At 40.8% G+C, this 21,238-nt stretch carries 9 protein-coding genes; 7 read left to right on the plus strand and 2 right to left on the minus strand.

The window, feature by feature from the left end:
• Positions 1-59 precede the first annotated feature (59 nt).
• The 4 genes from OZP13_RS02235 to OZP13_RS02250 all read left to right on the plus strand — a co-directional run bounded on the left by OZP13_RS02235 (position 60) and on the right by OZP13_RS02250 (position 6,281).
• Entirely contained in the window at positions 60-2,258 is a 2,199-nt protein-coding gene (locus OZP13_RS02235) for a DUF5723 family protein (protein ID WP_281298494.1), read from the plus strand.
• Between the two features lie 112 nt (positions 2,259-2,370).
• Positions 2,371-3,183 carry an orotidine-5'-phosphate decarboxylase gene (pyrF, locus tag OZP13_RS02240; RefSeq protein ID WP_269242096.1) on the plus strand — a complete coding sequence of 271 codons (813 nt, stop codon included), beginning with the start codon at positions 2,371-2,373 and terminating at the stop codon, positions 3,181-3,183.
• Positions 3,184-3,306: 123 nt separating this feature from the next.
• On the plus strand, positions 3,307-4,092 hold the full coding sequence (locus OZP13_RS02245; RefSeq protein WP_281298495.1) for an alpha/beta fold hydrolase: 786 nt from the start codon (positions 3,307-3,309) through the stop codon (positions 4,090-4,092).
• Positions 4,093-4,796: 704 nt separating this feature from the next.
• Positions 4,797-6,281 (plus strand): catalase, encoded by a 1,485-nt coding sequence (locus OZP13_RS02250; protein WP_281298496.1) that lies wholly within the window; start codon positions 4,797-4,799, stop codon positions 6,279-6,281.
• Positions 6,282-6,443: 162 nt separating this feature from the next.
• Here the strand turns inward: OZP13_RS02250 and purU are convergent, their stop codons facing one another.
• Positions 6,444-7,298: a formyltetrahydrofolate deformylase gene (gene purU, locus OZP13_RS02255; protein ID WP_281298497.1), complete on the minus strand. Its 855-nt coding sequence runs from the start codon at positions 7,296-7,298 to the stop codon at positions 6,444-6,446.
• A 7-nt stretch (positions 7,299-7,305) separates the two neighbouring features.
• Positions 7,306-8,013, minus strand: coding sequence for a DUF4197 domain-containing protein (locus OZP13_RS02260; RefSeq protein WP_269242097.1), 708 nt, complete (start codon positions 8,011-8,013; stop codon positions 7,306-7,308).
• Positions 8,014-8,439: 426 nt separating this feature from the next.
• Between OZP13_RS02260 and OZP13_RS02265 the strand changes: the two genes are divergently transcribed.
• The 3 genes from OZP13_RS02265 to OZP13_RS02275 all read left to right on the plus strand — a co-directional run bounded on the left by OZP13_RS02265 (position 8,440) and on the right by OZP13_RS02275 (position 20,804).
• Positions 8,440-11,976 (plus strand): methylmalonyl-CoA mutase family protein, encoded by a 3,537-nt coding sequence (locus OZP13_RS02265; protein WP_281298498.1) that lies wholly within the window; start codon positions 8,440-8,442, stop codon positions 11,974-11,976.
• Positions 11,977-12,366: 390 nt separating this feature from the next.
• The gene (locus tag OZP13_RS02270; RefSeq protein WP_281298499.1) at positions 12,367-13,587 is read left to right on the plus strand and encodes a 3-oxoacyl-[acyl-carrier-protein] synthase III C-terminal domain-containing protein; all 1,221 of its coding nucleotides are present in this window, start codon (positions 12,367-12,369) and stop codon (positions 13,585-13,587) included.
• A 1,415-nt stretch (positions 13,588-15,002) separates the two neighbouring features.
• Complete coding sequence (locus tag OZP13_RS02275) at positions 15,003-20,804, plus strand: DUF8696 domain-containing protein (RefSeq protein ID WP_281298500.1); 5,802 nt, start codon at positions 15,003-15,005, stop codon at positions 20,802-20,804.
• The last annotated feature ends 434 nt before the right edge of the window (positions 20,805-21,238 follow it).

A 21,238-nucleotide genomic window follows, 5' to 3' on the forward strand; every position in this document is an offset into this window, starting at 1 on the left:
AGCCCTAAATGAAATTACAACTAAACCTACTTTTATTTTATTAATTTAAACCCATTTGCATGAAACAAAGAATACTATTTTTAACCGTCCTGTTTTCAGCCCTAGCCTCGAATGCGCAATCTTACATGGGCTATTTTTCAGATAATTATGCCGGTGTTCAAGGGACGCTGTTTAATCCAGCTTCCATCGTGGATTCCCGTTTCAAAACCGACATCAATTTGTTTTCTACCAGTAGTTCGTTAAACAATGATTTTTACGGTCTGAGTTTGTTTGATTTGTCAAAAAGCTCTTATGATGCCAATACAGATGGTGTTAGAACGCCATTGAGAAATAATGGAGGAATCATGTATTCTGACGTGATGGGACCTTCGTTTATGTTCAACATCGCTCCCAAACATTCACTTGCCCTTTATACCCGAGCGAGAGCCATCGTGAATTTGAATAATGTAAATGGAGAATTGTACAATCAATTGAAAGACGGTATTGACGAGGCGGCAGGTTTTAATATTCTTGTGGGTGATCCCAATGCGGTTGGGCATACTTGGGGTGAAGCAGGAGTTTCCTATGGAGCCGTTTTATGGCAAAGCAAACAGCATTTTCTAAAAGGAGGTTTGACTGCCAAATATTTGGTTGGCGGCGTCAATTCGTATGCACAAGGGACTAACATGACCGCCAATTTCAATAAAACCAATAACCCTTTAACCAGTACTTTAGCTACCACCGGGGGACTTACCATAGGCAGCAGCCAGGATTTTATCACGGGCGACGAAGACGTGAAATTTGATCCCAATTCAAAAGGATATGGAGCTGATTTTGGATTGATATATGAATGGAGACCGGATTATGAGTCGTATGATTTGAGCAAAGCCAAAGCCACCGACAATAATTTCAGGGACTTGAATAAATACAAATTACGTTTTGGTTTGTCTGTTACGGATGTGGGTTCGATAAAATACAAAAACGTGAAAGAAGAAGTTTATAATTTTAACCGAACGCTGACCCAAGCCCAAATTGACTCGGCCGACGACATTGAAGAATTCTTGGCGCTTTACACGAAATCAACCACGAGTTTTGAAGACCAAAATGTTAATTTGCCAACAGCATTGCACATTGACGCCGATTGGAACATGTACAAGAAATTCTATTTGAACCTGAATGGAAACCTTAGTTTAGTGGACAAATCAGCCCTGAACCAAATGAGTTCGGCCAATACCTGGATTTTGACACCTCGTTATGAAACCCGATGGTTTACCTTCACGCTTCCCATAAATTACATGGAATACAGCGGAACCCAAGTAGGAACCGGATTGCGTTTTGGACCACTTTTTGTGGGGTCGAGCTCCATTATTACCAACGTATTTTCCAAGCAATCCAAAGCGGCAGACGTGTATTTTGGGATTAAAATTCCAGTATATGAAAAGAAATTCAAGGATACCGACGAGGATGGTGTCTTGGACAAAGAAGATTCTTGTCCAACGGAAGCGGGACCTGTTGAAAACAAAGGTTGTCCTTGGCCAGATACCGACAAAGATTCGGTTGTGGACAAAGACGACAAATGTCCTTCAGTGGCTGGACCGTTAGAAAATAACGGATGTCCGTGGGGTGATGCCGACAAGGATGGCGTTTTGGATAACGTGGATGGTTGTCCTTCAGTTGCAGGGCCTATAGAAAACAAAGGTTGTCCTTGGCCAGATACGGATGGAGACGGCGTTTTGGACAAAGACGACAAATGTCCAACCGAAAAAGGATTGGTTGTCAATGCAGGTTGTCCAGACCGTGACGCAGACAAAGATGGTGTAACCGATAAAGAAGACGATTGCCCAACTGTTCCGGGACCGGCAAGCAACAAAGGTTGTCCCGAAGTAACCCAAGAGGTGTTGAAAGAACTTAAAGTGCAAGCAAGAGCCGTGTTTTTTGTAACAGGAAAAGCGGTTTTGGCTACAGCCGACAAAGGGGAAACCAACGGCAGATTGGAAGCCATCAAAGAAATTTTGAAAAATTATCCCAATGCCAAATTTTCTGTCGAAGGACATACGGATGATGTTGGAGATGCCAAATCCAACCAAAAACTTTCCGAGGCAAGAGCAAAAGCAGTAGTGGATGCCTTGGTTGCCAAAGGAGTGAATCCGGACAATCTAACCTATAGAGGTTTTGGAGAATCAAAACCTGTTGGCAGCAACAAAACGGCCAGTGGAAGAGCCCAAAATAGAAGAACCGAAATCATACACGTAGGAACAATTTACGAAGGGAAATTATAATTTTAGTTTTAATCCATAAAAAGCCGTTCTTAATTGAATGGCTTTTTTTATTTTTGCAAACCGCCCAAGAAGAGAAACAATTTTCATAAATTGAAGCGCTTAAATAATAGAAATGACTACACAACAACTTATTGACCAAATCAAAATCAAGAAATCATTCCTTTGCGTGGGACTGGATGTTGATTTGAATAAAATTCCGCAACATTTACTGGAACTCGAAGACCCGATTTTCGAATTCAACAAAGCCATAATCGATGCCACGCACGATTTGGCCGTTTCCTATAAACCCAACACGGCTTTTTACGAAGCTTATGGCATAAAAGGCTGGATTTCCTTGCAAAAAACCATCAATTATATCAACGAAAACCATCCTGAAATCTTCACGATTGCCGATGCCAAGCGAGGCGATATTGGCAACACTTCGTCGATGTATGCCAAGGCTTTTTTCGAAGATTTGAATTTTGACAGCGTGACCGTAGCACCTTATATGGGAAAAGATTCGGTGGAACCTTTTTTGGCTTTCGAAAACAAGTACACCATTATGTTGGCCTTGACTTCCAATGAAGGCGCATTTGATTTCCAGACCTTGAATGTTGACGGAAAGGAATTGTACAAACAAGTTTTGGAAACCTCCAAAAATTGGAAAAATTCCGAAAACCTGATGTATGTGGTTGGTGCCACCAAAGCCGAATATTTCACTGAAATCCGCCAAATTGTTCCCGACAGTTTCTTGCTTGTTCCCGGTGTTGGCGCACAAGGAGGAAGCCTTTCGGAAGTTTGCAAATACGGAATGAATGCCAATGTGGGATTGTTGATCAATTCTTCAAGAGCAATTATTTATGCCTCCAACGGAACTGATTTTGCCGAAAAAGCCAGGGAAGAAGCCTTGAAGATGCAACAGGAAATGGAAGAGATTTTAAAATGATTGCTGATTTTCGATTAACGATTTTTGATTTCAGATGGGTAAAAATCTAAAAAAAAGACAAGCTCTTATTTGTTATCACAAAAATCTGCAATCAAAAATCGTTAATCTACATTCGAAAATCCAATGATAAACTACGTCACCTACAAAAACGAAAACAGCGATCAGTGGGTGACTTTTGTCCACGGTGCCGGCGGTAGTTCGTCTATTTGGTTCAAGCAGATTCGGGATTTCAAAAAGCAGTATAACGTGTTGTTGTTGGACTTGCGGGGTCACGGAAATTCAAAACCTACTTTAAAAAATACTTTCCAAAAAAAATATACTTTCGAGTCCATTGCCAATGATGTTTTGGAGGTAATCGACCATTTGAAGATTGTAAAATCACATTTTGTGGGGATTTCTCTCGGCACGATCCTGATTCGACAATTGGCCGAAATGCATCCGGAAAGAGTGCAAAGCATGATTCTTGGCGGTGCCATCCTGAAAATGAATTTTCGCTCCCAAATCTTGATGAAATTGGGGAATACGTTTAAATATGTGTTGCCTTATTTGGTGCTGTACCAGTTTTTTGCCTTTGTAATCATGCCCAAAAAGAATCACAAACAATCGCGTTTGCTTTTTATCAATGAAGCCAAAAAGTTGTACCAAAAAGAATTCATAAAATGGTTCAAACTCACGGCCGAAATCAATCCGTTGTTGCGGTGTTTTCGTCAAGTAGAACTGGATATTCCAACGCTTTATGTCATGGGCGAAGAAGATTACATGTTTTTGCCTTCTGTTCGCTTGGTGGTCGAAAAGCATTATAAATCATCCCAATTAGTCGTGATTGAAAAATGTGGACACGTGGTGAATGTGGAACAACCAATCGTTTTTAATGCCGAAGTTTTGTCTTTCATCGGTTCAATCCAATAAAAAAAAATGCCGACATCCTAAAACGTCGGCAATTTTTTAACTAACTAACCAAAAACCAAATAATAAATAACCAATTTATTATTCTGTAATAAATAACCAGTTTATTACACTGCAAAGGTCAGCCACTTTTCGATTTATTGCTGTTAATGCTTTGCTATTTGTTTGTTATATATAAGTTAAGTTTTTTCTTGACACTTTTTTTTTTTTTGGGATTTGTGAAAAATGAAATTCGTGAAAGCCCTTTTGTTTTAGTCTGTTGTCTGTATGGATCCAATTTTTTCATGATTTTGTAATGGTAAAAATATGTTAAATCAATCTTGTTGTTTTTAAATATGCAGCCAGAATTTTTTGGGCTTTACTGTAGTTTTGTCTAAAAAAAAAGTCCCGCAAACTGAATTGCGGGACGATTCTTTTACTAACCAAAACCAAAATAATAAATAACCAGTTTATTACATTGCAAAGATTGTAAATTTTCGCTTTTTTCACTGTTAAGGTTTTGTTATTACTTTGTTGTATTTGAGTTAATTTTTTTAACTTTAAGTCGTTATTTTTCAGGTGTTTAAATTTGTAAGACAGCTGTTTATTGCGTTTTGTTCTGTCGTGTCGTTATGCCGTTTTCTTGGTGAAAAGCATCGTGTTTGAGATGATTTTCAATAATTATTGACATCCTTTTTCTTTGACAACAAGCATTAAATTCCATAATTATGAAATCACGTAAAAAATTGACAACAGCCTCGGGAAAGCCTTATGTAGAAAATGAAAATTCGCAATCTGTCGGGCCGCGTGGTCCATTGTTGCTGCAGGATTTTATTCTTCACGAAAAAATGGCGCATTTTAACAGGGAGCGCCTTCCGGAAAGAGTGGTACATGCAAAAGGTTCCGGTGCTTTTGGAACTTTTACCGTGACACATGACATCACGAAATACACCAAGGCCAAGATTTTCTCGGAACTTGGAAAAGAAACCAAGGTATTTGTCCGTTTTTCAACCGTTGGAGGCGAAAAAGGTTCTGCCGATACGGAGCGCGACCCAAGGGGCTTTGCCATAAAATTCTACACTGAAGACGGCAACTGGGATTTGGTGGGCAACAACACGCCCGTTTTCTTCGTAAAAGACCCGAAAAAATTTGGCGATTTTATTCACACCCAAAAACGGGATCCCCATACCAATTTAAAATCGCCCACCATGATGTGGGATTTCTGGTCGCTGAATCCCGAAAGCCTGCACCAAGTCTTGATTTTGATGTCGGACAGGGGAACGCCTTATGGATACCGCCACATGCACGGTTTTGGAAGTCATGCTTATTCGATGATCAATGAAGCCAACGAGCGTTTTTACGTGAAATTCCATTTTATAACCGCGCAAGGCATCAAGAATTTCAGTAATGAACAGGCGGCTCAAATGAAAGCCCACGACATGGATTTTGCGCAAAGGGATTTATTCGACAATATCGAAGGGGGGAATTTCCCGACATGGAATTTAAAAATCCAGATAATGACCGAATCCGAAGCCGATTCGGGAGATTATTATTTCAATCCCTTTGACGTGACCAAGGTTTGGCCGCACGCCGATTTTCCTTTGGTAGACGTAGGCGTTTTAGAATTGAACCAGAATCCGCTGAATTATTTTCAGGATGTGGAGCAAGCCGCTTTTGCACCAGCGCATATCGTGGACGGCATTGGCTATTCTCCCGACAAAATGTTGCAAGGCCGCCTCTTGTCTTATCCCGATGCCCAGCGGTATCGTTTGGGCGTCAATTATGAACAAATCCCGGTGAATCGTTGCCCGTTTGCGGTTAATAATTATCAGCGAGACGGACAAATGCGGTTGGATGGAAATGGAGGACAAAATCCAAATTATTTTCCGAACAGTTTTGATGAAATTGAAATTGACCCATCGTATAAAGAACCGCCTTTACCCATAAACAGTCATTTTGCCGATTGGTATGACAGGAATTGTGAAGGGGAGAACGACCATTTTTCGCAAGCCGGAAAGTTATTTGAAATTATGACGCTGGAAGAACGACAAAACACCATCCACAATATAGTTGATTCGATGTCGGGGATTCACGGCCCACAACAAGAAGAAATTATCCGGCGCCAATTATTTCTTTGGTACCGAGTAAATCCTCGTTTGGGAACGGAAATTGCAAAAGGCTTGGGTGTTGCATTTGAGGATTTGCCGGTTTAAATTTTATTGGACTGTCCGTAATCCTATCTAATAAACTAAAAATCTGACACAGATTCCACAGATTAGCACAGATTTTTAATATCCGAGCGTTTAATTTGTGAAAATTTGTGGAATCTGTGTCAAAAAAATCCTTTAGGCATCAATACGTGCAAGTATGATTTTTTAGTAAAAAACGACCGTTTTGTTGTCATAAACCATCGTTTTTCGTTCGGCGTGGAGTTTTATGGCTCGAGCCAAAACGATGCGTTCCAAGTCGCGCCCTTTCATGATAAAATCCTCGATGGAATTGATGTGGGAAACACGGGTGATGTCTTGCTCAATAATTGGCCCTTCGTCCAAGTGTTGCGTGACATAATGGCTTGTTGCCCCAATGATTTTTACGCCTCTTTTGAATGCCGAGTGATACGGTTTGGCACCAGGAAAAGCAGGCAAAAACGAGTGGTGAATGTTGATGATTTTATTTTCGTAGAGATTGATTAAAGTAGGAGTGATGATTTGCATGTAACGTGCCAAGACAATGAAGTCTATTTCGTGTTTTTGCAGCAATTCGATTTGAATTTTTTCGCCTTCTTCCTTGTTGTCCTTGGTGAAAGGAACATAATAAAACGGAATGTTAAACCGTTCTGCAATAGGTTTTAAATCTTGGTGGTTGCTGATGATTAACGGAATTTCAACATTTAGCTCGTCGGCGCTGTAGCGTCCCAAAATATCAAACAAGCAGTGGTCGTATTTCGAAACAAATAGCGCCATTTTCGGCTTTTGGTCTTTGGTGTAAATCTCCCAGGACATCTTGAAATCAGTTGCTATGCTTTGCTGGAAATCTTCTTTTATGTTGGCAAGCCTGATGTTTAAATTAGAGAATTCGCATTCGAGGCGCATAAAGAAAACGTTCTGTTCCACATCGACATGTTGGTCGATATAGACAATATTTCCTTCCACTTTCAGAATGAAATTAGTCACTGCGGCAATAATTCCTTTTTGGTCTTCGCAGTGAATGAGTATGGTTGTTTTTTGCATAAAATAATTACTTTTTGTCTTGGATTGCAAAAACCTTTTGTAATAAAACGGAAGTTCTCGAATTCAAATTGGTTCTAATGTTTTTTTCTTCGACGGCAATCATTTTAAAAACACCTGTCATCGCTTGGTTGGTCACGTAATCCGTCAAGTCTGGATTTACTTTTTTAGAAAAAGGGATGCTGTTGTATTTGTTTATAATGTTAGTCCAAACCTTGTCGGCACCCACTTTCGCGAAAGAATTTTTGATTACGGGATTGAATTTTCCGTACAAAGCGGTTGAAGTCGTGGTTTGCAAGTAAGTCGTGGCCGAGTTTTCATTGCCCATCAAAATGGTTTTGGCATCGGTAAAAGACATGTTTTTCACGGCATCCACGAATATGGGAGTGGCTTCTTTCACGGCATCTTCGGCGGCGCGATTGAGCACTTTCAGCCCTTCGTCGGCCAAGGAGCCCAGTCCTATTTTTCTCAAACTCGAATCCACTTTTTTCAATTCTTCGGGTAACAATATTTTTACGGCTTCGTTCTTGTAAAAACCGTCCACGGCAGTCAATTTTGTTACTTGTTTCGTGATGCCGTTGTTCAGTGCTTCTTTCAGTCCTCCTGAAATGTCGATTCCACCGATGCCTTGTGTTTGCGGAAATTGATTTATGGCTTGTTGCATTTCAACACAACTGGAAAGAACAAATACCAATATTAACAATCCTATTTTCTTCATTCGAAATACTTTTTATAAATTACTTTGTCTGTTTGTCCAGAATCGGGGTCAAAAATACTACTTATTCAAGAATAAAGCCATGATTTTGTTTTGGAATAGGGCGTTCGCTTTTAAGATTTTGGTTACTGGCAAGATATTTAAGTTGTATATTAAGGCACACAGATAACACGGATTGAACGGATTTCACACAGATTTACATTCCTTTTCACTAATTAACAGATAAAAATCCGTGCGAATCTGCATAATCTGTGTCATCTGTGTGCGAATCGTATAATTTGATAAAACTATATAGAAACCTCAAGTTTTAAAAGCGAATGCCCTGGTTTTGGAATAAAATCCGGCCATGGAATTGATTGCAAGAATCATTGCTTCCCACTGATGAAAAATAATCGTAAATTGCAGTATTTAAATTATCAAATTCATAAAATGGAAGTCTTAAAACCTTATATTCCTGTAAATAAAGTTCGGATCGTGACTGCCGCATCCCTTTTTGACGGTCACGATGCCGCCATCAACATTATGCGCAGAATTATTCAATCGACAGGCGTTGAGGTAATCCATTTAGGTCACGATCGAAGTGTCGAAGAGGTCGTGAATACGGCCATTCAGGAAGATGCCAATGCCATTGCGATGACTTCCTATCAAGGCGGTCACAGCGAGTATTTCAAATACATGCACGATTTATTGAAAGAAAAAGGGGCAGGCCACATCAAGATTTTTGGCGGAGGCGGAGGCGTGATTCTTCCTTCCGAGATTGCCGAATTGCAGGCTTACGGAATCACGAGAATCTATTCACCTGACGATGGTCGAGCTATGGGATTGCAGGGAATGATCAATGATTTGGTGCAACAATCCTCCCCCAACCCCTCCGAAGGAGGGGAGCAGAAAGTAGTAAATTATAATACGGATGCGACCGCTTTGTTAAAACTTGGAAAAATGGGGGTTTTGGAGAGTTTACAAAATAAGAATGTTAACACAATAGCGAGATTGATTTCACTTGCCGAAAATAATCCTGATGATTTTCACAAAGTATTTAGCCCAGGAATAAAGCATAATCTTGCTAGCTCCTCGCCTTCGGGGAGGTTGGGAGGGGATATTCCCGTTTTGGGTATTACCGGAACCGGAGGAGCGGGAAAATCCTCTTTGGTGGACGAATTGGTGCGTCGTTTTTTAATCGATTTTCCAACGAAAACCATCGGAATCATTTCGGTAGATCCATCAAAACGCAAAACGGGTGGCGCATTATTGGGAGACCGGATTCGGATGAATGCCATCAACAATCCCCGGGTTTACATGCGTTCCTTGGCGACCCGACAATCCAATTTGGCTTTGTCCAAATACGTTGCCGATGCGATCCAGGTTATCAAAGCGGCAAAATATGACATCATAATTCTCGAAACGTCGGGAATTGGACAATCGGATACTGAAATCACGGAGCATTCGGATGTTTCCCTATATGTGATGACTCCGGAATTTGGTGCCGCAACCCAATTGGAAAAAATAGACATGCTCGACTTTGCCGACTTGGTAGCCATCAATAAATTCGACAAACGCGGTGCTCTCGATGCTTTGCGCGACGTGAAAAAACAATACCAGCGCAACCACAATCTTTGGGACGTGGATTTGGATTCGTTGCCCGTTTTTGGAACCATCGCTTCCCAGTTCAACGATCCGGGGATGAATTCGTTGTACAAAGCGGTAATGGACAAGATTCACGAGAAAACCACTTCCGATTTGCAATCGACATTTGAAATCTCGCACGAAAGGAGCGAAAAAGTCTTCGTGATTCCGCCGCAAAGAACCCGCTATTTATCTGAAATCGCAGAAAACAACCGGAAATATGATGACACGGCTTTGAGCCAAGAACAAGTAGCCCAGAAATTGTACGGCATTTTTAAAACTATCGAATCGGTTTGCGGGAAAATCCCTGAATTGAACAAGGCGGGAATTAATGAAGATTCCGTTTTGCCAAATGCCTTGGAACTCGAAAAACCTGGTGCTGCCGAAAACAAGATTTTCCTAAATCTATTATTGAACCAATTCGACAAGGTAAAAATGGATTTGGATTCCCATAATTGGGGAATCATCCTGACTTGGAAGGAAAAAGTCAAAAAATACAAAGAACCGTTTTACACGTTCAAGGTTCGAAACAAGGAAATCAAGATTGAAACCCAGACCGAATCGCTTTCGCATTCGCAGATTCCAAAAATTGCCTTGCCCAAGTATCAAGCTTGGGGCGATATTTTGCGTTGGAATTTGCAGGAAAACGTGCCGGGAGAATTTCCATTTACGGCTGGATTGTATCCTTTCAAACGGGAAGGCGAAGATCCCTCCCGAATGTTTGCGGGTGAAGGCGGGCCGGAACGAACCAACAAGCGCTTTCATTACGTGAGTGCAGGATTGCCTGCCAAACGACTTTCGACGGCTTTTGACAGTGTTACTTTATACGGAAATGATCCACACATTCGACCCGACATTTACGGAAAAATAGGCAATGCTGGAGTTTCTATTTGTTGTCTCGACGATGCCAAGAAACTGTATTCCGGTTTCGATTTGGTCGATGCGATAACTTCGGTGAGCATGACGATTAATGGGCCGGCGCCAATGCTGTTGGGCTTTTTCATGAATGCCGCCATTGACCAACGCTGCGAAATTTACATCAAGGCAAATCATCTTGAAAAGGAGGTTGAAGAAAAAATAAAAGCCATTTATGCCAAAAAAGGAACGGAACGTCCGCAGTATCAAGGCGATTTGCCGGAGGGAAACAACGGTTTGGGATTACTGCTTTTGGGCGTGACGGGAGACCAAGTTTTGCCTTTGGAAATTTATAAGGAGATAAAAGCCAAAACACTTTCCAAGGTTAGGGGAACGGTTCAAGCGGATATTTTAAAAGAAGACCAAGCCCAAAACACCTGCATTTTCTCGACAGAATTTGCCTTGCGTTTGATGGGCGACGTGCAGGAATATTTTATTTCGAATAATGTAAAAAACTTCTATTCGGTTTCCATTTCGGGTTACCACATTGCCGAAGCGGGAGCGAATCCCATTTCGCAGTTGGCTTTCACGCTTTCGAACGGGTTCACTTACGTGGAATATTATTTGAGTCGCGGAATGGACATCAATGATTTTGGTCCCAATTTATCGTTCTTTTTCTCGAATGGAATTGATCCGGAATATGCGGTAATTGGTCGCGTGGCTCGAAAAATTTGGGCGAAAGCCATGAAAAACAAATACGGGGCCAACGAAAGGGCACAAATGTTGAAATACCACATTCAAACTTCGGGGCGTTCGCTGCATGCACAGGAAATTGATTTTAACGATATCCGAACCACTTTGCAAGCCTTGTATGCCATTTATGACAACTGCAATTCCCTGCATACCAATGCCTATGACGAAGCGATAACCACGCCAACCGAGGAAAGCGTGCGTCGTGCGATGGCCATCCAGTTGATCATCAACAAGGAATTGGGTTTGACCAAAAACGAAAACCCTATTCAAGGTTCGTTCATCATCGAAGAATTGACCGATTTGGTTGAGGAAGCCGTTTTGCAGGAATTTGACCGAATCAACGAACGTGGAGGTGTTCTCGGTGCCATGGAAACGATGTACCAAAGAAGCAAAATCCAGGAAGAAAGTTTGTATTATGAAACCTTGAAACACACCGGCGAATTCCCGATTATTGGCGTGAACACGTTCTTGAGTTCGAAAGGTTCGCCAACGATTATTCCAGCCGAAGTGATTCGTGCCACCGAGGAAGAAAAGCAATACCAAATCAGGATGTTGGCGAATCTGCACCAATCCAATCCCGATAAAGTGAAGGAGCAATTGCATTTACTTCAGGAAGCAGCCATCAAAAACGAAAACTTGTTCGAACATTTGATGGAAGCCACGAAATTTTGTTCGTTGGGACAAATCACGAACGCCTTGTTTGAAGTTGGCGGACAATACCGAAGAAATATGTAAGCAGAGAATCCCTTTTTGCATCGCAAAAAGTGTGAGAATCGCTTATCCCGATAAAAATCGGGATTTAAGAATTCTATAAAACTGTTTTTTGCATGGTAAAAAAGACGTTAATTCGCTTATCCAATACCCCTTTGAAACCAGAAAATAAATCTTTGAAAAAGAACTCCAATCGGCAACAGAGTATTCTTGTTAATGACTGATAATCAACAATTAAGCTTTGGTAGTTTATTTCTCATAATGTGTTAATTATTAGTATTTTAACAAAATTACAACATTTGTAAAATACTGAAAATCAACAATATGAGTAATTGGTGTTAAAAGCGATTCGGAGGCTTGTTTTTTTTAAAAAACTTTCCCTTAATTTTACTTTCATGATTTAATTTTAAGGCCATGAAAAGCATTATTATTTCCAATTTTCATCCCATTTTAGTTGGAAAATTATTTGAGCAGGAAAAGCTCAACCAGTACACCAAATTTTTATATTATCATTTCCAAAACCTCCCAAAATCAGGTGAAATTGGAAGTGGTGCTGTTGATAATGAATCCGTTACTTTTGAATTTATATCAGACCAGGTTGACAAGTATTCTGTTTCTTCCGAAAACATTAATTTCAGGCAAAGCATTATTTTTGAAGAAGTCGAGGATTTTATTGACGGTATAATGGAAATTACTTCACCTTCAGATTATCACTTTCCCACAGGTTTTGAGGTCAAGGCGGGAAATTCTTTTGGCCCTAAAATTGAGGTTCGAATGGAATGGTTTAAAAGGAAAATGGGGTATGTTTTTGATCAATTTTATTCCAAAACAGCCACTAGACCCGAAAATCTTGTTCATGTTACTTGTTCTGGTTATTCTTCTCCCAGTGTTGCGCAGGAAGCGGTAATACAAAGGAATTGGGAAACGGTTCAGGTTACCCATTCGTATCATATGGGATGTTATGGCGCTTTTCCGGCCATTCGCACGGCCAGTAGTCTTATTTGTGCCAGTCCAAACAACGGAAGGGTCGATGTGGTTCATACGGAACTCTTGTCCGCCCACTTGAATTTAACCGAGTTTTCTCCCGGAAACACGATGATTTGTTCGCTTTTTTCGGATGGTTTTATTGGTTATTCCTTATATGAAGAAAAAGCCTTCATGCATGATGATACAATTAAAGAGAAAAAAGGATTGCGAATAATAGCTTTCCACGAGGTTATCATTCCTGATTCCTTGGAAGACATGTCCTGGGATTTGGGAGAGTACAGTTTTTTGATGACGCTTTCCAAGCGAGTTCCCGTTTTTATTCGCAAGAATATTAAATCTTTTTTGTCGTTTCTTTGTGATAAAGGCGGCGTAGCTCTTGAAGAACAGAAATCCAAGATGCATTTTGCCATTCACCCGGGAGGTCCCAAAATTATTGATTATGTGGTTAGTGAAATAGGAGTTGAAAAAGACCAGGCTCGCTGGTCTTACGAGGTGTTGCGTCTTCATGGCAACATGTCTTCGGCCACGATACCGCATGTTCTGGATGAAATTGTCAATGATCCAACCATACCATCAGGAACTAAAGTCGTAGCCATGGCATTTGGTCCAGGTCTTACGGCTACTGGATTGCTGCTTGAAAAGATATAATTTTTAACCAAGAAATTTGATTATAGAGGCTACATGTCAAAGCGGTATGTAGTTTTCTTATTTTTAAAAACATCCTAATTTGGATTTGAACATAAAGACAGGATGCAATAAACCTCCATTGCCAACTTTTACCACTATATTTATTTCAATCTTGTTGTTTCTAATTTTCCATGAATTTTGTATTGGATGATGAAAAATTAACATAAGAAAGCCTCATAAATATTTCTTCTTCCGTTGAATTTAGCGTTGACTTTCCCAATAATTTATTCGTAAAAGTTTCTCCATCAGGGCATTCGCTTTTAAAATTATCAGACACGAATTGCACAAATTAACACAGATTTCATCGTTTATTAGAATTGGATTGTCACTAATTTTCACCGGTTTTATGAATTTGTTGCATTTTTAAAACTTAGTCTTCGTGTAAATTTGTGGAATTTGTGTAAAACTTTTTTTAAAAGCGAATGCCCTGTTTCTCCCCGATTTATTGTTTGCAGAAAACATGAATAACAGGTAAATCTTTAATCGAAAATATATGGTCCAATGCTGTTTTGAAGAATAGTTTAGGGGGTGTAATTTCATAAAATACCCCATTTTTTTCGATGTGGTTTTTAAGTCGGAATTGGCGCACTAAAATGATTATTTTTTGTTAAAACATTGATTTTTATAATAATAAGCAGTTTAAAAAGGAAAAGAACCTAAATTATCATGGTGTTTCAATTTTTCATAAAAAAATATTAACATTTAACTATTTGATTATCAATTAGTTGCATTGTATTTTTTCTTTGATTTGGTCTGTTTTTTATGTGCTTATATTCTTAGTTTCAATGTTTTTTGTCGTTTAAAACAGGACTTTAATCGATGTTTTAAATGTTTGTGCAATATCTATTTTTTTATTTGGGTAACTTTATGACATCGCTTTTCGAAGTGGTTGTTAGTTGTTGAAAATCAAATATTTAGTGTAAACAGAAAGTCTGTTTATAGGTCATTAAGGATTAAATTTTTTGTCGATGGTAAACTTCAACAAGTTATTTTGAAGAGGATTATGTTGCTGCAAGTTGCATTTTATTCGTAGATGAACTTTCAGTTTTTTTATTCAGTTTTTTTGTCATTTTAATTTTTTTGATCATTATTTGAAATAAATATTACGCTTTTTTGACGAATTTTTTGTTTGAAAAAGAATTAGTGTTGCGCCCTGCAACAGAATGTCTTTTCGAAGATGGTATCCTTCATGATTTCTTTTTGAAGATGGTATAAATGTTTCCTGATTTTTTTATGCTCCGGTCTGTAAACTTCCAGTTATTTCTAATTTTTTGGTATTAAATTCATTATATGAAACAACATCTTTTGGAATTTTCGGAACCCCAATTCCTACTTATTCTTTTCTGGTAATACTATGGTCTTAAAACCATATTATTATGAAAAAAAATATTTTTTATGCGACAAAAAGTGTACAAGCATATTGTTTCACTTTTTCCTGCCGTTTCGATGCGGGTTTCTCGAGTTTTTTTAGGACGAATGTGTTGACTAAAAAGCTCTTTTTTTATGGAACATTGCTACTTTTAGGATTCGGTCTTACACCCAATTCCTATGGTCAGCTTGTTGGTGGAGCCGCTGTCAAAGCTAATTTTGGTATTGATGGAGACATCTATGCCAACGTTTTGCAGTTTGGAAGTTTACCAAATCAAAATGGTACTGATGACTGGTTTCAAACAACTTATCCAGGCCCAGGTTTTGGAGTAATAGATCAACATATGCCTCTTGATCCCTCTGAAGCAACTCCTAACACAGCCTTTTCGCGAAGACAATCAATAACCACGCCTACTCCGGGTTATCCTTTTCCAATTGTTCATAGTGGTATTGCACCAAACGATGGTGATTATTTATGGTTGGATGCCGTTTATGGCAGGGACAACTATGTAAAAGGAGGTAGTGCCGAAAAATCTTATTTTTCAGGTACTGGAGACAAAAATTCAGATAATCCAACTACTTGGAGTCTGGGAACTTCTGGAAGTGTTCCTTCAAAAGATGATCTAGTTGATGTGTTTGCCCATTTAAGAGGTGAAGGCCCAAGAATTCCCGACGCCACCGACCCAAGACCATTTACTACGCTTTGGGCCTACGCAGGAGCTTCTTTAGCAGTTACCAATGGTAACAAGCATGTTGATTTTGAATTCTTTCGTACAGCATTAAGTACGCCGGCAGACCTTAATATTCCTGGTAAGACTGGTCCTGATGGAGGACGTACTGCTTTTACTTTTAATGCAGACGGATCTATTGCAATTCCGGGAACTATAATTATTTCTATAGATTATATAAATGGAGGAACAGTACCGCAAGTTAGAATCAGGGTATGGATGGATGAAACCGTTTTTAATAATTATGATAATAGTGCGCCGCTTCGTCCTTTTACTATTGATAAAGCTACAGCTTTCGAAAAAGGAACCGATTCAGGAACTTTTGGATATGCTGCTATTTTAGAAAATGTGGGAGCAACAAACATTTTTGGTAGAGTCAATGATAATGCCAGTACATTAGCACCACCTTGGGGATCTTTTGTAGGTTCTGGACCAGATCCTGTAACTGACTTTCAGGCGTTGCAATTTGTTGAAATAGGAATAAATCTTACCGCTTTTGGATTGGATAAAAAAGGAACACAAGATCCATGCAGCAATATACTCGGTAGTTTAATGGTTAAAACCCGTAGTAGTGGTGGTGGTCCAAACGAAGGTGCTTTTGGCAGTGAACTAAAAGATTTTGCAGGCCCTTTCTTGTTTGGAAACACTGGAAACCCACCGGTTGTATCCGTTCCTGACAAGACTGCTTGTTCAGGTACCCCTGTTGACCTAACTGCTGGTGCAACTACAAATGGTGGTCCAATTCACTATTTCACAGGTAGTGATTACACAGGCGAAATACTTGCACCAACCACTTATACACCTGCTGGAACTATGACTATTTATGTTAGAAGTGAAAGCCCCGTAAATGCTGGTTGTTATGGAACAAGCCAGTTTATTGTTACGGTGAATACTATAAATCCGGGTACAATAGCCGGAGATCAAACACTCTGTTCTCCATTTGATCCCGCAGCTTTTACCAGCACAGCGGATGGAACCGGAAGCGGAGCAATTACCTATCAATGGCAAATGAGCACTACGGGTTGTGCAGGTACTTGGAGCAATATCGCGGGAGCTACATCAGCCACCTACGATGCACCAGCAGTATCGGTAATCACCAATTTCCGTCGAGTAGCTACATCAACACTTGCCGGAGTTGCCTGTTCTGCCAACAGTAATTGTTTGACCGTTACACCAAACCCAATCGTTCCTGGAGTAATCGCCGGTGACCAAATAGGATGTTCTCCATTTGATGCCGCAGCCTTTACCAGTACCACAGCGGGAAGTACCACAGGAGCCGGAGTGATTTCGTATCAATGGCAAATGAGCACCACAGGTTGTGCAGGTACTTGGAGCAATATCGCGGGAGCTACATCAGCCACTTACGATGCGCCATCCGTGACCGTGATCACCAACTACCGCAGAGTGGCTACATCTACCCTTAACGGAGTTGCCTGTTCCGCCAACAGTAATTGTTTGACCGTTACACCAACAGGTATCGTTCCGGGTGAAATTGCGGGAAGCCAAACACTTTGTTCCCCATTTGATCCTGCCGCCTTTACCAGCGTAACTCCTGGTTCCGACCATGGTGTAATTACTTACCAATGGCAAAGTAGCACCACTAGTTCCGTTGCAGGTTTCACCAACATTTCAGGAGCAACATCATTAACTTATGATGCGCCAGCAGTAGCCGTTAAAACTTGGTTCCGCCGAGTGGCAACTTCCGATGTTTTCTGTTCCGACAACAGTAATGTGTTGGTTGTGACACCAAACGACATCGCCCCAGGCACAGTAGCCGGAGACCAAACGCTATGTTCCCCATTTGACCCAGCAGCCTTTACCAGCACCACAGCCGGAAGCACTGCAAATGGAGGAGTGGTTACTTATCAATGGCAAATGAGCACTACGGGTTGTGCAGGTACTTGGAGCAATATCGCGGGAGCTACATCAGCCACCTACGATGCACCAGCAGTATCGGTAATCACCAATTTCCGTCGAGTAGCTACATCAACACTTGCCGGAGTTGCCTGTTCTGCCAACAGTAATTGTTTGACCGTTACACCAAACCCAATCGTTCCTGGAGTAATCGCCGGTGACCAAATAGGATGTTCTCCATTTGATGCCGCAGCCTTTACCAGTACCACAGCGGGAAGTACCACAGGAGCCGGAGTGATTTCGTATCAATGGCAAATGAGCACCACAGGTTGTGCAGGTACTTGGAGCAATATCGCGGGAGCTACATCAGCCACTTACGATGCGCCATCCGTGACCGTGATCACCAACTACCGCAGAGTGGCTACATCTACCCTTAACGGAGTTGTTTGTTCCGCCAACAGTAATTGTTTGACCGTTACACCAACAGGTATCGTTCCGGGTGAAATTGCGGGAAGCCAAACACTTTGTTCCCCATTTGATCCAGCAGCCTTTACCAGCGTAACACCAGGTTCCGACCACGGTGTAATTACCTACCAATGGCAAAGCAGCACCACTAGTGCAGTTGCAGGTTTCAGCAATATTGCGGGAGCAACATCATTAACTTATGATGCGCCAGCAGTAGCCGTTAAAACTTGGTTCCGCCGAGTGGCCACTTCCGATGTTGGTTGTTCAGGCAACAGCAATGTTTTGGTTGTGACACCAAATGACATAGCCCCTGGCACAATAGCCGGAGACCAAACGCTATGTTCCCCATTTGACCCAGCAGCCTTTACCAGCACCACAGCCGGAAACACTGCAAATGGTGGAGCAATTACCTATCAATGGCAAATGAGCACCACGGGTTGTGACGGTACTTTTGCAAATATCGCGGGAGCTACATCAGCCACCTACGATGCACCAGCAGTATCGGTAGTCACCAATTTCCGTAGAGTGGCCACATCAACACTTGATGGTGTTGCTTGTTCTGCCAACAGTAATTGTTTGACCGTTACACCAAACCCAATCGAGCCTGGAGTAATCGCCGGCGACCAAATCGGATGTTCCCCATTTGATGCGGTAGCCTTTACCAGCACCACAGCTGGAAGCACTACAGGACTCGGAGTGATTTCATACCAATGGCAAATGAGCACCACGGGTTGTGACGGTACTTGGAGCAATATTGCGGGAGCTACATCAGCCACCTACGATGCACCATCTGTAACCGTGATAACTAACTACCGTAGAGTGGTTACATCAACCCTTAACGGAGTTGTTTGTTCCGCCAACAGTAATTGTTTGACCGTTACACCAACAGGTATCGTTCCGGGTGAAATTGCGGGAAGCCAAACACTTTGTTCTCCATTTGATCCTGCCGCCTTTACCAGCGTAACTCCTGGTTCCGACCATGGTGTAATTACTTACCAATGGCAAAGTAGCACCACTAGTTCCGTTGCAGGTTTCACCAACATTTCAGGAGCAACATCATTAACTTATGATGCGCCAGCAGTAGCCGTTAAAACTTGGTTCCGCCGAGTGGCAACTTCCGATGTTTTCTGTTCCGACAACAGTAATGTGTTGGTTGTGACACCAAACGACATCGCCCCAGGCACAGTAGCCGGAGACCAAACGCTATGTTCCCCATTTGACCCAGCAGCCTTTACCAGCACCACAGCCGGAAGCACTGTAAATGAAGGAGTGGTTACTTACCAATGGCAAATGAGCACCACGGGTTGTGCAGGTACTTGGAGCAATATCGCGGGAGCTACATCAGCCACCTACGATGCACCAGCAGTAGCTGTTATAACCAATTTCCGTAGAGTGGCTACATCAACCCTTGCCGGAGTTGCCTGTTCTGCCAACAGTAATTGTTTGACCGTTACACCAAACCCAATAGTGCCTGGAGAAATCGCCGGCGACCAAACTGGTTGCTTGCCATTTGACGCGGCAGCCTTTACCAGCACCACAGCTGGAAGCACTACGGGAGCTGGAGTAATTACCTATCAATGGCAAATGAGCACCACGGGTTGTGCAGGTACTTGGAGCAATATCGCAGGAGCTACATCAGCCACTTACGATGCGCCATCCGTGACCGTGATCACCAACTACCGCCGAGTGGCTACATCCACCCTTAACGGAGTTGCTTGTTCTGAAAACAGCAATTGTTTGACTGTAAGTGTTAAAGATTGTACTGTAGTTTTATGTACCTATACTCAAGGATATTATGGTAATCCAGGAGGCACTTCTTGTGCTGGTGGAAAACCATTCACTACAGCAGGACTTATAGCAAAAGCATTGGATTATTATGGAGGTAAAATGACCATAGGTTCATCTGGGCATTCTGTTTATATCATGAATAATTCTACAGATATAGATGCTCTTATAACTGTTATGCCTGGTGGTGGTGGAAGTAAAGTGTTAGCGCCTTTCGACCATGAAATCAATTCATTACCGCCAAATTACTTGAAAAATGGTCGAATCAATAATACTTTATTGGCTCAAACCATTGCTTTAGGTCTTAACATTGGTCTAAATACCGAACTTGGTGATTTAGAGTTGAAAACAGGTTCTTTTGCCGTAGCAGCTCCAGAAGGAGGTTGTGGTAGTGATGTGCCTAAAGTTCGAGAATGTTCACCTGGAGGACTTACTCCAGTACTCAACGAGTATAAATACTATTCAATTCCAACCAATGTCATAAATGCTATTTCACCTAAAACTGTACAAGGATTGTTTGCTTTGGCAAATCAAGCCTTAGGAGGTGGAGGTACAAATGGTTTGACTTTGTCTGAAATTGCAAATGCGATTGACTTAATCAATAATGCGTTTGATGAATGTAGGATATTTATTGGTTATGGTGTTGAACCACTTGTTTGCATCGATCCAAATCAAACCTTGATCAATTCTACTCTTACATCAACTGCCAGAGTGAGTGATACTTCTTTTGATGCTTATCCAGTACCTTTCAAAGATCAACTGACCATCAGCTATAATTTTGATTATGTAACTGATGTGAAAGTTGAGGTTTTCGATGCACAAGGTGCCTTGGTAGTTTCTAAATATGATGAAACTGGTTATTTGAACAAGGAAGTTTTGCTAACCCTTGATGTATATAAAGGGCAAGAGCAAGTTTTCGTGGTGAAATTAACCACTAACAGGGGAAGCAGCGTGAAAAAAGTAATGTCTTCTAATTAATTTAATTATCTAGTCCGAAATACGGGATTAGACATAAAACTAAACCTCGGAAATGAAAATTTTCGAGGTTTTTTATTTGTTGGTTTATAAGGAAACAAAATTGGAATTTTTATAAACAACTGTTTTTCAATTATTTACTAATTTAATTTATGAATTTTAGCCACTTTTTTATGTGCTAATTTTCTCGACACAATGGTTTCTTGTCGGATATATTTGTTCTTTATCTGATTTGTTTCTGTTTTCAAATTTAATATGTAATTCATTGATTATCTTTGGCTTAAGTAAAAAAAATAATTCAATTTAGGCTGTTTTATAAAGCAGCTTAAAGGTAAAAAAGAATTGGTTATTGATTCCCCACAATACAATATTCTTTGATGATTGCATTCTTCATCCGTTTGTTTATGAAGGTATGTTACGGCAAATTTTGACTCTCA

The sequence above is a fragment of the Flavobacterium limnophilum genome (assembly GCF_027111315.2).
Taxonomy (GTDB): domain Bacteria; phylum Bacteroidota; class Bacteroidia; order Flavobacteriales; family Flavobacteriaceae; genus Flavobacterium; species Flavobacterium limnophilum.